General features: G+C 65.3%; 12 protein-coding genes. 11 read left to right on the top strand and 1 reads right to left on the bottom strand.

The genetic code is table 11. The annotated features are described in order from the left end of the window. Nucleotides 1-146: 146 nt before the first annotated feature. The 9 genes from HUT07_RS01835 to HUT07_RS01875 all read left to right on the top strand — a co-directional run bounded on the left by HUT07_RS01835 (nt 147) and on the right by HUT07_RS01875 (nt 9,869). Entirely contained in the window at nt 147-842 is a 696-nt protein-coding gene (locus tag HUT07_RS01835; protein WP_176019479.1) for a fimbria/pilus periplasmic chaperone, read from the top strand. Between the two features lie 75 nt (nt 843-917). Further along, a complete protein-coding gene (locus HUT07_RS01840; RefSeq protein ID WP_176019480.1) occupies nt 918-1,451 on the top strand; it encodes a CS1 type fimbrial major subunit in 534 nt (177 codons plus the stop codon). Between the two features lie 90 nt (nt 1,452-1,541). Beyond that, on the top strand, nt 1,542-4,304 hold the full coding sequence (locus tag HUT07_RS01845) for a TcfC E-set like domain-containing protein (protein ID WP_176019481.1): 2,763 nt from the start codon (nt 1,542-1,544) through the stop codon (nt 4,302-4,304). Nucleotides 4,305-4,356: 52 nt separating this feature from the next. Further along, nucleotides 4,357-5,568 (top strand): CfaE/CblD family pilus tip adhesin, encoded by a 1,212-nt coding sequence (locus tag HUT07_RS01850; protein ID WP_176019482.1) that lies wholly within the window; start codon nt 4,357-4,359, stop codon nt 5,566-5,568. A gap of 250 nt (nt 5,569-5,818) precedes the next feature. Further along, complete coding sequence (locus HUT07_RS01855; RefSeq protein WP_176019483.1) at nt 5,819-6,544, top strand: response regulator; 726 nt, start codon at nt 5,819-5,821, stop codon at nt 6,542-6,544. Continuing rightward, complete coding sequence (locus HUT07_RS01860) at nt 6,537-7,883, top strand: ATP-binding protein (RefSeq protein ID WP_176019484.1); 1,347 nt, start codon at nt 6,537-6,539, stop codon at nt 7,881-7,883. The genes HUT07_RS01855 and HUT07_RS01860 overlap by 8 nt, the downstream gene beginning before the upstream one ends. A 176-nt stretch (nt 7,884-8,059) precedes the next feature. Next, entirely contained in the window at nt 8,060-8,791 is a 732-nt protein-coding gene (locus HUT07_RS01865; RefSeq protein ID WP_176019485.1) for a winged helix-turn-helix domain-containing protein, read from the top strand. A 268-nt stretch (nt 8,792-9,059) separates the two neighbouring features. After that, complete coding sequence (locus tag HUT07_RS01870) at nt 9,060-9,428, top strand: transposase (RefSeq protein ID WP_176019486.1); 369 nt, start codon at nt 9,060-9,062, stop codon at nt 9,426-9,428. 189 nt (nt 9,429-9,617) lie between these two features. After that, complete coding sequence (locus tag HUT07_RS01875; protein WP_176019487.1) at nt 9,618-9,869, top strand: hypothetical protein; 252 nt, start codon at nt 9,618-9,620, stop codon at nt 9,867-9,869. 77 nt (nt 9,870-9,946) lie between these two features. On the opposite strand, the gene HUT07_RS01880 is transcribed toward HUT07_RS01875, so the two are convergent. Next, nucleotides 9,947-10,873: a pepsin/retropepsin-like aspartic protease family protein gene (locus HUT07_RS01880; RefSeq protein WP_176019488.1), complete on the bottom strand. Its 927-nt coding sequence runs from the start codon at nt 10,871-10,873 to the stop codon at nt 9,947-9,949. 104 nt (nt 10,874-10,977) lie between these two features. Here HUT07_RS01880 and HUT07_RS01885 point away from each other — a divergent pair, with 104 nt between their 5' ends. Both HUT07_RS01885 and HUT07_RS01890 read left to right on the top strand, forming a co-directional pair. Further along, complete coding sequence (locus HUT07_RS01885; RefSeq protein ID WP_176019489.1) at nt 10,978-11,685, top strand: response regulator; 708 nt, start codon at nt 10,978-10,980, stop codon at nt 11,683-11,685. A gap of 32 nt (nt 11,686-11,717) precedes the next feature. Further along, complete coding sequence (locus HUT07_RS01890) at nt 11,718-13,028, top strand: ATP-binding protein (RefSeq protein ID WP_176022457.1); 1,311 nt, start codon at nt 11,718-11,720, stop codon at nt 13,026-13,028. Nucleotides 13,029-13,033 lie beyond the last annotated feature (5 nt).

Genomic DNA, 13,033 nt, shown 5'->3' on the forward strand with positions numbered 1-13,033 from the left:
ATCTGTCACACCTGCAACAAATTGCAACACAAACTTTGATGCGCGTCGCATTTCGGCTGGCTAAGTTTTGTCCCCAAGTTGCATCGAACTACGAGAGAGCGGGGGCAGTCATGGCGTGTGCGGCAGCGGTGTTCAGGGGAATCTTGTTGGGCGTAACGCTGCTCGCTGCGGGCTCGGCCAGTGCCAACATGTCGGTCTATCCGATGTCGGTCGACATCGGCGCGCAGGGCGAGGCCGCGTCGACCATCCAGGTGTATTCGAAGTCGGAAGACACCCAGTTCGTGAAGGTCTCGGTGAAGCGCGTGCTGCAGCCGGGAACGGCGCAGGAGCACGAGGAAGAGGTCAACAACTGGGAGGGCATCGGCCTGGTGGTATCGCCGCCGAAGTTCGCCCTGCCTGCTGGTGGAAGCCGCGCCGTGCGCATTGTTGGCATGGCTGCACCGAAGAGCGAGGAAGTCTATCGCGTGTATTTCGAGCAGGTTCCACTGCCCAGCAGTGAATCGGCGGCCGAGGGCGCTGAGACTGCCAAGACCCACCTCAGTGTGAACCTGATCTGGGGCGTGCTGGTGCGCATGGTGCCAGCCAACCCGCAGGTGGCGCTCGAGCGTAGTGGCCCATCGCGGCTGCACAACAGTGGCAACATCCGCTTGGGCCTGTTGAAGGTCGGTCGCTGCAGCGGCAACGACGATGCCAGCTGCCAATGGCAGACGCTGGAAAAGAACATCTATCCAGGCATGGACCTGGAAGTGCCAGGGACACCCTCCGGGTCTCTCCTGCGCGTCAAGTATCAGGTGGACAGCACTCCCGATATCCAGAGCAAGGATCTGGCTGCGGTGCGCTGACCGCTTGAGCGGGGCAACCCGCACATCCCCACCGGTCACTGCCGGTAATCCAATCCAATCCAAGGAATCATCACGATGAAGCTGCTCAAGATTGCCGGCCTGACCGCCGCGCTGCTGGCCTCGACCTCGGCGTTTGCCGCCCAGAAGGACATCACCGTCGTCGCCGACGTCGATCCGAACATCGAACTGCTGCAGGCCGACGGCAGCGCGCTGCCGCAGGTGGTCCGCATGAACTACATCCCGGGTGCGGCAGCAAGCGCCACCCCGACCACGCCGCTGGGTGGCCTGCAGCCGGTCACCATCATGACCAAGATCTTCACCAATGACGTCAAGAAGGCCGTGCTGCTGCGCCTGGTGAACAGCCCGGTGCTGGCGCCGACCACCAACACGGCGGCCAAGTCGGTGCCGCTGAGCGTGTCCTACAACCTGAAGGACCTGACCACTACCGATACCACCCTGGCGGCGAAGGACATCTTCCCGACCAACGTCGCTGCCGGTGCTGCCAGCTCGCAGGCCATGCCGCTGACGATCCGCCAGACCACCCCGGGCGCACTGGATGCCAGCAGCTACTCCGGCGTGGTCAGCCTGGTGGTGACCCAGGGCACCTGATTGCAGGACCCATGGAGCGGCTGGGCCGCACTGCTGTAAACGGGGCGCGGGCTACAACCCGCGCCCCATCCAAGATGAGGCGACATTCCAGTGAACCCCCTGCTTCGACCCAACCGGCTGACATTGGCCTTGATTGCAGTGCTCGGCCTGCCAGGCACTGCATTGGCGGCGCCGTTGGCGGGTGGCGCACCGATGGTGCCACCGGGCTTCGAGGCGCTGCTGGAAGGGCAGCTGGAGCAGGTCGACGTGGTGTTGTACGGCCGCAGCCTGGGCACCCATGCGGCGACGGTCAGCCTGGATACGGTGCGCTTTGAAGAGCCGGACCTGCTGGCCACTGCGATCCTGGAAGCGGCGCCGACGGCCGATCTGCCGGTCCTGAGGGACGCGATGGTGGCGGCGCTTGCGGCAAAGCTGCCGCGCAATGGCAACCTGGCCTGCGGTGCCATCGTGGTGGAAGGCTGCGGTCATGTGGATACCGACCAGGCCGCGATCATCTATGACGAAAGCAGTGGCGCGGTGCAGCTGTTCCTGGCCCGCGACTGGGTGGCTCGGCTGGATGTGCCGACACAGCGCTTCGAGCAGGTGAACCGCGAGGCCGTGAACGCACTGGTGCACCGGCAATATGTCAACTTCTCGCTGGGCGATGAATACCGCAACGTTGCCGTGCAGGGCACGGGGGCGCTCGGTATCGGCCGCAGTGGCTTCGCTGCGGCGCAATGGTCGTACGCACGTGCCGCGAATCGCGAGGAAAGCCAGAGCGCCTTCCGCTTCGACAATCTGTACTACCGCCAGGACTTCAGGCAGACCTACTACGCCCAGGGCGGGCGCATGGATCAACGTGATCTTTCCAGTCCGCTGGGCGGCAACTTCGGCTTCTCGATGCTGCCGCTGCCACGCTTCGACGGCGTGCGCATCGGCAGTACCCAAGCCTACTACCGCCTGGATGACAGCGGCAACGCCACGCCGGTAACGCTGCTGCTGAGCCGCGATGCGCGCGTGGATGTACTGCGTGGCAACGAGCTGCTGGGCAGCCAGTACTTCTCGGCCGGCGTGCAGTCGGTGCACAGCGGGAGCTTTCCCAATGGCAGCTATCCGCTGACCCTGCGGATCTACGAAAACGGTGTGCTGACCCGTGAGGAGACGACGCCCTTCTCCAAAACCGGCAGCATGCTTGGCAATGATGGACTGCAGTGGTTTGTGCAGGGTGGCCGGGTGGCGATGGATGACTGGAGCCGGGGCCCGGGTGATGACTGGAACCGCCGAAGTGCGGTGCAGGCGGGTGCACGCCGGGGGCTGGGCGCGAACGTCTACCTGACCGCGGGTGCAGCGGCGCTGGGGGGCAAGCTGTATGGTGAAACCAAGCTGGAGTGGCAGCATGCCTTCCAGGCCGGTGTGCTCTCGGCCACGCTGTCCTACCTGGCCAGCAACGACGGATCGCGCGGTGATTCGCAGCTGATCAGCTTCAACAACGGCATTTCCTGGAACCTGTACCGTTACAGCATGCGTGGGCAGGTCTGCCGGGAAGCCGATGCGTTCCCCGGTGACGTCGGTTGCTACGACTCGATCAATGCATCGGTCTCCTTCATGCTGGGCAAGTGGTCGGTGCTGGCCGGCTACAACTACAACAGCGCCCGCAGCCGGCCGTTGTTCGAGCAACCGGTACTGAATCCTTTCGCCCCACCGGTACCAATGCTGCCAGGCAGCAGCCAGCTGCGACCGTCGGTGACCCGGGCGCTGCAGCTCGGGCTCAGCCGCAGCTTCACGGTGCGCGGTGCGAACATCGGTGCTCGTCTTGGTGCCTACCGCAACCAGAACGAGGGCAACCTCAGCCTGCGCGATACCGGTGTATATGCGGGCATCACTGTGTCCCACGCCTCGCAACCGCCGACGCCCGACGGGCGCTCCAGCTTCACCTCGGCCCAGGCCGACGTGCGCACCTCACGCGACAACGAGTCCGAGATGAGTTACTCGGCGTCCTACCGGCGCATCTGGCAGAACGGCAGCTACCGCGAACTTGGTGCGGGTTTCAGCGGCTATCGCGACGAGAGCTATTCCGGCAGCGTCACCGGACGCGTGGACAGCCGTTATGGCGATCTGGATGCAACGATTTACAGTGCGTACCGCCGGGGCAGCGACGGACAGAACACCAACGTTGCCGGCAACTATGCCTCGGCCTTTGCGATCGGAACGTCCGGCTTCTACTGGGGCGCGGACAGCGGCGGTGGCACGCCTGCCGGTGCGATCGCGGTGAAGGTGGCCGACAACGATGACGCCCTCGAAGAGCTGGCTGCACAGGTGAGCGCCGATGCAGTGCAGCCGTTCAAGCTTGGGTTTGGCCAGAGCGCTCTGGTGCCGATGGAAGGGTACCGGCGTAGTTTCGCGGAAGTCAGCGACGCGGTGTCCAATCATGCCTCGGCCAGTGTCAGCGTGGCCGCTGGTGGCGGTGCCGCCAACTATTTCCTGTCGCCGGGCAAGCTGGTGCTGAAGCAGGTGCAGTCGCAGGCCACCTTCACCTATGTGGGACGCGCGCTGGATGCACAGGGCAATGCGCTGGCGGGCGCCGTGGTGCTCAATGCCCTGGTGCCCAACCTCGATGAGCAGGGAGGCTTCGTCCTGGATGCTCCGGTGAAGCTGGATAGGTTGTACCTGCTGCACGAAGGGCGGGTGTTCGCCTGTGCGATGCAGGTGACCTCGCGACGCGATGTGGTGCAACTGGTGGGCCAGCTGCAATGCGCACCGGTAGCGGCATCCGCACTGCCAGCGCAGATCCGCAGCCTGCCGCGGGTGGTGCGCCTGCTCGATGTCCCCGGGCAGACCGCGGGCGTGAGCGGGGTGCGCGCTCCTTTGAAATGACGCGAGCGGCTTCGGCCGCCTTCCTCCACACACACGTGTCGATCTGAATGCCATGTTGATATCAATCGTGAAAACAGCTGCCGTGGTGGCTTGCCTCGCACTCGGCGTCGCGCCAGCGGTGCGTGCTGCGAGTCCGCCCACCAATCTCTCGGACAAGAACACAGAAGTGAAGTTGACCTTCGACCGTGCCAGCGCAGTGGGCAATCTGAATGTCTATTGGCGAGCGGTTGCTGCAGTCAAGCCCGGCTATTACACCAGTGCGCAGGGCGGCTACACACAGGTGCATTTCCTGTGCTTGAGTGAAACGGATTCCACGTCAGGGGCATGCCCCACCAGCTCGCAAGGATCGGGACGATATGGCAGCACGCCAATCACCTTGAAGTTCACCGAGAGACGCAGCCGGATCTCTGTGGATCTCATCGCAACAGGAACGATCACCCGGATCTTCTCGGAGACAGGCAATCCTGCGTGCGATAGTTTCGTCACGTCGACATCGTGGGCGCTCAATGGTGCGGGTGCCACCTACTGCGATGCGCCGGGGAGGCCGTACATCAATGGGACTTCCATCAATGTGGTGCTTCCTTCTGCCCAGCTGAAGAGAATTCCGACCGGCGGTGAATGGAGTGCGCAGCTGGTGCTCAACGGAAAGCCCTGGGCGTCGAGCCCGCCGACGGTGAAGTGGGTTGCGTATATCGATCTGACCGTTACCGACAAGGGAAACATCCAAGCCTTCCTGCCGCAGTTTCCCACCGGCAAGGCGCGCGTGGACCTGAATCTGCGCGCACAGCCGCTGCCCGCGGCCGGCAGCCGTGTGACCGGTCTGGCCACGATCGATCTGTGCCTGTACGACGGGTACAACTCCAACAGCTCGAGTTTCCAGCTCACCTTCAAGGACGCATTACCGCGCGGCGGACGCTTGCCTGAACAGTTCTCGGTGGTACGCAAGGCAGACCCCTTGAGTCCAGCGCCAGACCAGAACAATCCCAGTGACCGGATCGATTACACGGTGGAGATGTCCGGTCCCGCCCTGGGCAGTGGCAAGCCTGGCGTTCGGCCGTTGGTCAATGGCGAGACGTTCACCATGACCAGCATTGGCGACGCGAACATTCGCGCGGTGCGCATTCCACAGGTCATCACTCCGGTGGTCTGTACGCCGACGCCCCTGACGCTTACTGCTGTGCCGTTCAACCAGCTCGACAAGCGGGCCGGCCATTACGAGGGCACGCTCAGCGTTGTTTTCACGCCATCATCCGAATCGCTCTGAACGGCTTCGAGCACGCCTGCGAAGGGCGCCGTGCCAGCCGGCCGTGGCCTGCGGAGCCACGACCGCCGGTGGTGCGGCAGTCCAGTCGATGCTGTGTACCAGCTGCGGCATATGTGCCCCCCGTCGCGTCGCTTTGAAGCCTGCGGGCGGGTCTGAGCTCGAGGCTGACGAGCGGCATCCTCCGCATCTTGACAGGTCGCCCGGCCAGGAATATCTAAAAGTGAGTTTCGTCGCATCGAAGGGAAGGCCCATGTCCGCCGTCGTCCTGCCCCGGGTACTGCTGGTCGAGGATGATCCTGACATGCGCAGCATGCTGCGTCGCTACCTTGGGGAGCGGGGTTTCGCGGTGCAGGCGATCGCCGACCCCGCGCAGCTGGACCGCCTGCTGAGCCGCACGCCCTATGACCTGTTGCTGCTGGACCTGAACCTGCCTGGCGAGGATGGTCTGTCGGTTTGCCGAAGGCTGCGTGTCAGTGGACAGACCATTCCGATCCTGATGCTGACCGCGCGTGGTGAAGCTACCGACCGCATTGTCGGCCTGGAGATGGGCGCGGACGATTACCTGGGCAAGCCGTTCGAGCCACGCGAGCTGATAGCGCGCATCAATGCACTGCTGCGGCGGCAGCAGATGATCCATGCCGAAACCACATGGGCGGTGGAGGAGAACCTCCGCTTTGGGCCGTTCCGGGTCAGCCTGTCGCGCATGGAGTTGTCGCGTGATGGCGAGATCGTGCCGTTGACCAGCACCGAGTTCCAGCTGCTGCGCATTTTCCTTGCACACCCGCGCCGGCCGCTGAGCCGCGACCATCTGCTGGACCGGCTGAAGGGAGCCGGGACCGAGACCACCGATCGCAGCATCGACGTGCAGGTGTCGCGCCTGCGCCGCAAGCTGGAGGACGATTCCCGTTCGCCGCTCTACCTGCGAACTGTTTGGGGTGTGGGCTATCTGTTCATTCCGGACGGCCAACATGAGTGAGGTTGCCTCGCGCCGCTGGCGCTTCCCCTGGCCGCGTTCGCTGATGTGGCAGAACCTGCTCCTGCTGGTGGGGCTGGCAGTCGTCATCCATGCGTGCGTGCTGGGCGTGCACCTGCTGTTGTTGCGGGTCAGCGTGATACACACTGTCAGCGTGGTCAGCAACCAGCTGAAGATGATCGACGGCAGCCTGTCGATGATCGACCCCGGGCGACGGAGCGAGGCGATTGCGTTTCTGGCACGTCATGACCTGGTGGCCATCGAAGGAGCGCCGCCGCCGGCCAGTGATCAGCCCATTGGTCCCCGACCCTATGCAGAGCTCGCCGGCTCGACCATCCAGCGCAGTCTGGAGCCAGACATCCGCTTTCAATGGACCCATCCAGCACCGGGTAAAGGGCCTGTGTACTGGGTGCAATTGAACGTGGCAGGTAAGGAAACCTGGTTCAGGTCGTCTTTCAGGACGTCGTCCAACGGCCAGGACCCGAGACTGGTTTCGATCCTGCTGGTGCTGGGCCTGAGTGCGTTGGCCACGGTGGTGGCGTTTTTCATCCAGCGCCGCATCAATCGACCGCTGCGCGACATCGGCGCAGCAACGCGCACGATCCGCGAAGGCGGGGGGCAGGCGCACCTGCCGCAGTACGCAACCAGCGAGTTGAGCGGGTTGGCCGAGCAGTTCAACGCCATGGTCGACAGCCTCCGTCAGGCAGAAGCGACCCGCGCGATGATGCTCGCGGGGATCTCCCACGACATCCGGACCCCGCTGGCGCGGCTGCGCCTGGCGCTGGCACTGCAGGGCGGCGAAAGCGAGGCGATGGCCGCACGTTGCATCAGCCAGGTGGATGCGATCATTGGCCAGTTCCTCGACTTTGGTCATGCAGGCAACGGCGAGCCGCCGATGGAGTGTGATCTCAACGTACTGGTGCAGCAGACCGCCGCCGAGTTCGAGGCGGAAGGCCATCCATTCGCGTTGCAGCTACGGCCGCTGCCGCTTCTGGTACTGCGACCCATTGCCATGCAGCGTGTCATCCAGAACCTGATGGACAACGCGCTGAAGTACGCGGGCAAGGGACTGCAGGTGAGTACCTGGATGGAGGACGGTGACGTGCACCTTGCCGTGGCCGATCGCGGGGCTGGCCTGGCCGCCGCTGAACGCACGCGTGTGCGGCAGGCCTTCGTACGTGGTGCCGACAGCGCTGGCGCTGGCGGGCTGGGGCTTGGCCTGGCCATCGTGGAGCGGCTGCTGCAACTGCATGGCGGCCGCCTGCAGCTGCTGGGCCGGGACGGCGGCGGGGTGGAAGCACGGGTCACGTTGCCTGGGGTGGCGCCGGGCAAGGGCGGTTGATTTCCTGCACGGTCCGGCAATGTATCGATCAGGTATCAGGGCCGACAAGGCTGCAATACATCGGCGCGCGATAGTGGCCTCCACTTCGCGATGGAGCGATCGTGTCCGCGCCGCAGTTGGTCAACGGCCACGGGCTCGCTTTCCGACGTAAGGGCCTGCGTGTAGAAGGAGTCTCCATGTCCGCAGCTGCACTACCCAGCGTACTGCTGGTCGACAACGACACCGGCATGAGGGCCATGCTGCGGCGCTATCTCGGCGAGCGTGGCCTGAACGTCCAGGCCATCGCCAACGTGTTGCAGCTGGAGCGCCAGTTGACCCGGACACCCTATGACATCCTGCTGCTGGACCAGGATCTGCCCGGTGATGGGGGCTTGGCGCTGTGCCGGCGGCTGCGCGCGGATGGACTGACGCTGCCAATCATCATGTTGAACACCCGCGACGATGCCGCCGACCGCATCATCGGGCTGGAAATGGGGGCTGACGACTGCATGGGCAGAGCGCTGCAGCCGCGCGAGCTGGTGGCACGCATCAATGCACTGCTGCGCCGGCGGCAGATGGTCCCTGTCAGCCATCTCGGAGGGGTGAACGACAACTGTTGCTTTGGTCCGTTCCGGGTCAGCCTGTCACGCATGGAACTGTCCCGCGATGGCGAGATCGTGCCGCTGACCGCCACCGAGTTCCAGTTGCTGAGGATCTTCCTGTCGCATCCGCGTCGACCGTTGAGCCGGGATCAGTTGCTCGACCGCCTGAAAGGCGCGGGCACCGAAGCCAGTGACCGCTGCATCGACGTGCAGGTGTCGCGGCTGCGCAGGAAACTCGAGCGTGGCGATCGACTGCAAGGCTATCTGCGGACCGTGTGGGGCGTGGGCTATCTGTTCATGCCTGACGGCCCGTGTGGTGTTGGCTGAAGCGCCGACGCGCAACAGCCTGCAACAATTCCGCGCTGGCACGCCACACTTTTTCAACAGCCCGGGCCTACGCTGTAATCGACGCTCGCGCTTCCGCACACAGGGAGTGGAGGGCGCGCCGCATCTCCCCGGCAAGGCGGCATCGAAATCCCCGCGTCCCCAGCGCCGGTGCCGTCTTGCCATCTCTCCTTCAACGATGGATGCCGGCTTCGGGTTGCAGCGAGTGTGATTCATGTCATTCAACGACCGCCGGGGGCGGGATGGGAACGTGCGGAAGAATCTCTCTGATGCGAAGTGGAAGAAGTTGAAGTCGCGTTTGCCGGGCGGGTTGGCGGCGCGTGCACAACGCAATGAGGCGAGCTACCGCGGCTTCGTCGAGGACGTGCTGTGGGTAGTCGAGCACAACGTGGTCTGGCATGCACTGCGGCCGGGGACGGGGGGCTGGCATACGACCTATGTCCGTTTCCTGCGTTGGAGCGACAAAGGGATCTGGGAACAGGTCGCCGACATCCTCGGTCCACACCATCCCCTGGCAACTGCGTTGATCCAGCGGGTGGGCGAGCATCGCGAGTTCCGCGAGCGCAGCGCCAATCCGATGGGGCAGGTTCCGCAATCTCGAAAGGCCAGCTTCCGCTGACCACCACAGGGGCACTGCATGGGTACGCGCAAGGGGCACCGGCAGGATCGACACAGTGGAGCAGCGCCGGGCAACGAGGAACTGTCCGCGCGCCGACGCCTGCAGCGGATGCGGTCGAACACCGCCGGACGTCCGCCACAGGGCGTTGCCAGTGCATCGGCGTCATCATCCAGGATTCATTGCGATACCTTGCTCGCGCTGCGCGTATCGGCGCTGGCCCGGAACTTTCCCGCACTTGGCACCCAGCTGCGGCTGGCGCTTTATCTTGATCGCGGCGCGCTGCTGCTGGTCATGGTTGCGGTGCTCGATGCCTACCTGGCAGAGAGTATGGGCCCTGCGCAATCGCGCGAGCGTCGGGATCTGCAGCCGCTGTTGGCGTATCTGCAGGGACTGCTGGCCGAACCGTTGAACATGGCTGAGGTGTCCCGTCGCTGCGACTGAGCCGCGCTCGTCAATGCAGGCCAAGCGAACAAAAATGGCGCCGGGGTGCGTACACCCGGCGCTGTGGCGGCTACCGCTCAGTCGTCCGTTGACGCCTGCAGGCAGATACGCTCGGCCCCGGTGGTGATGTCGACCTGGGCGCCGGCCATCGCATCGGCCCCCAGGATCAGCGCCGGCCGGCTCTCCAGGCCCAGTGCCTTGAACACCGGAAGATCGCTGATGCGCACCTCCATGGCGGCATGCTGCCAAGGGCCACTGGCCATTGCAGGCAAGTCATGGAGCCAGGTGGGATGTGCCTGCCCCCCCAATCCGGCCGTACCCTTCTCGCGGACTTTCACGCGGGGGTCGCTGCCATCGGTGCGGATCCCCAGTGCGGACGCGGCGGCGGCATTGAGCACGGTCTGCGCTGCACCGGTATCCACCACGGCGATGGCATCCAGCTTCTCGTTGCCGAGATGGACGGTGATGAAGCCGAAGCCCTTCATCGCCGGCCCCCGGTCTGGCAATGCGTTAGCCTGGCAATGTGCACCGCCGGGCAGGGTTGCCGGTGACCACAGCTGCAGCGTGCCGGCGGCGAAATCCCAACGGGTATCCCAGCGACGGGTGAGGTCGTTGCCGATGATGCCGTCGATCGCCGGGTCGTCTTCGCGGGACAGTCTGCTGAGGTCGGTCTGCACTGCCGTCGTCTGCAGCTGCAGGCTGCCCAGCTGCCATGTGGAGGCACGTACCCGGCGCAGCTGGGCGCTGCGGGCGCTGGCGCCCTGCGCTACCGACACGGCGCCTGCGCTGTCCTCCAGCTTGTAGCGGCGGGCGATCCGATCATCGACCAGGGTGGCCCCGGCCGCACTGTCCACCACGAACCGCAGCGGCTCGACGCGTCCATCCAGGTTCACGGCGATGGTGGGATGGTTGCCCTGCATCCACATCGGCAGGGTGTGAGCGGGAGCTGCGGCGGCCAGGGCAGGAGCGGTGAGGGCGAGCAGGGGCAGCAGGATGGGGCGCATGCCAGTTGTCCGGTTTGAGGGTGGCGCCATTTGCGCGTACCGAGGTACCGCGATGATGTCCGGATTGATACCGTACCGATACATTCCGGATCGATACTGTGCGCATGAATCTTTCTGCCCGGATCATCGTTGTCGATGACGACGCCAGCGTCCGCGATGCCATCGCCGAGTGCCTTGAACTGCACGGGTACCGGGTACGCATGGCGGCCAACGCGGCGGCGCTGGATACGCTGCTGCAGGTCGAGCGCCCGGATCTGATCGTCCTCGACTGGATGATGCCCGGCGAGGATGGGCTGTCGGTCTGCCGACGCCTGCAGGCGCGCGCCATTCCGATCCTGATGCTGTCGGCGATGGGGAGTCCGGCCGATCGCGTGATCGGTCTGGAAATGGGCGCCGATGACTATCTGGGCAAGCCCTTTGACCCGCGCGAGCTGCTGGCGCGGGTGCGCGCGCTGCTGCGGCGGCAGCACAAACTGCGGGAGCAGGCGGTTGCCGAGCTGCGTTTCAGCGGATGGCGCCTGTTCCCCGAACAGCGTCAGCTGCTGGCACCCGATGGCAGTGAAGTGGCGTTGAGCCGCGGTGAGTTCGTGTTGCTGCAGGCATTGGCCGAGCACGCCGGACGGGTGCTTGATCGGGAGCGGTTGATGCAACTGATGCACGGTGAGCAGAGCGACAGTGTTGACCGTGCCATCGATCTGGCGGTCAGCCGCCTGCGACGTAAGCTGGAACAGGCTGCGGCAGGTGGCGAGAGCCTGATCCTGACATTGCGCGGCGAGGGGTATCGCTTCGGTTGCACGGTGCAACGCCTATGACACGGCGTTGGTCCACTGATCGCTGGATCGCCATGCTGGCGCTGGCGAGCCTGTTGCTGGCTACCCTGGTCAGTGTGGCGGTGGTGGGATGGCTGCCGCGACCGGCCGCACCGCAGATGCGGCTGGGGCAGGCCGTGCAGGTGCTGCGCGGCGAGATCACGGCCGACAGCGCCGGTCTGCGCCTGCAACTGCAGAGCGGACCGCCGGCCGGCGACAATAGCCCGTGGCTGCTGGCGCTGGCCGCGCAGCAGCTGGGGGTGCCCGCGTCACGCGTGAGATTGGCCTGGAGTGGCCCGGCGAGGGTGCCCGACGTGCAGGTCATCGAGGGTCAGACACTGCTCAATGCCGCGCAGCGCAGTCGGGTCCTGCAGGCGCAGGGCCAGCTGCTGGGAGCAATGCAGCTGCCGCCGTTCGAACTGGCAATGCAGCAGGACGATGGGCGCTGGCAGGTCGTCAGCAGTGACCACAGCGATCTGGCGGCATGGCGGCGACAGGTACTGCTGGCGCTGCTGGCCGGCACGGTCTTGCTGGCACCATTGGCGGCCTGGGCCGCGATCCGCCTGGGGCGCCCGCTGCGCCGACTGGCCGATGCCAGTGCAGAGGGCGACCTGCGTTCGATGACGCCGCTTCCCGAGGAGGGGCCGCGCGAAGTGCAGATGCTGGCGGTGGCGATCAATGCCAGCCGCACGCGGTTGCGTGACCAGGCGCAGGAAATGACCCGCATGCTGGCAGCGGTGGCGCATGACCTGCGAACGCCGCTGACCGGCCTGCGCCTGCGCGCGGAATTCGCCCCCCCCGAGCCGGCCCGGCGCATGGTGGCCGACATCGAGCGGATGAACGCGATGATCCAGCAGGTGCTCGATTATGCGCGTGGTGAACTGGAGCCCCCGGCACTGCAGCCGCTGGACCTGGCGGAGGTTCTGGACGACTGCGTGCAGTCGGCGCGCCTGCGCGGTGTGGCGATCCACGCCGAGCTTCCCACGACGCTGCCTTGGGAGGTCGATGCTCTGTTGCTGCGGCGCGCACTGGACAACCTCATCGACAATGCTGCCCGTTATGCCGGACCGGTGGAGTTGCAGGCACGTGTTTCCGGTGAAGAGCTGATGCTGGAGGTGGCCGACCGCGGGCCGGGCATTCCGCAGGCGGATCGTGCGCGTTTGCTGCAGCCCTTCCAGCGCGCCGAGACCTCGCGCAGTCGCACCACCGGTGGCGCCGGCCTGGGGCTGGCGGTGGCGGCAATCGCAGCACGCCATCATGGCGGTGAACTGCTGCTGCTGGACCGCGAAGGCGGTGGACTGCTGGCGCGCATGTCGCTGCGGCGACACAGAGGCCATGAACGATGAGCGCA

It is taken from the genome of Stenotrophomonas sp. NA06056 (assembly GCF_013364355.1).
Classification (GTDB): domain Bacteria; phylum Pseudomonadota; class Gammaproteobacteria; order Xanthomonadales; family Xanthomonadaceae; genus Stenotrophomonas.

Coding starts and splice junctions, on each gene's coding strand:
- HUT07_RS01840 (WP_176019480.1), top strand. CDS start 918: ATGAAGCTGCTCAAGATTGCCGGCCTGACCGCCGCGCTGCTGGCCTCG.
- HUT07_RS01850 (WP_176019482.1), top strand. CDS start 4,357: ATGTTGATATCAATCGTGAAAACAGCTGCCGTGGTGGCTTGCCTCGCA.
- HUT07_RS01855 (WP_176019483.1), top strand. CDS start 5,819: ATGTCCGCCGTCGTCCTGCCCCGGGTACTGCTGGTCGAGGATGATCCT.
- HUT07_RS01860 (WP_176019484.1), top strand. CDS start 6,537: ATGAGTGAGGTTGCCTCGCGCCGCTGGCGCTTCCCCTGGCCGCGTTCG.
- HUT07_RS01865 (WP_176019485.1), top strand. CDS start 8,060: ATGTCCGCAGCTGCACTACCCAGCGTACTGCTGGTCGACAACGACACC.
- HUT07_RS01880 (WP_176019488.1), bottom strand. CDS start 10,873: ATGCGCCCCATCCTGCTGCCCCTGCTCGCCCTCACCGCTCCTGCCCTG.
- HUT07_RS01885 (WP_176019489.1), top strand. CDS start 10,978: ATGAATCTTTCTGCCCGGATCATCGTTGTCGATGACGACGCCAGCGTC.
- HUT07_RS01890 (WP_176022457.1), top strand. CDS start 11,718: ATGCTGGCGCTGGCGAGCCTGTTGCTGGCTACCCTGGTCAGTGTGGCG.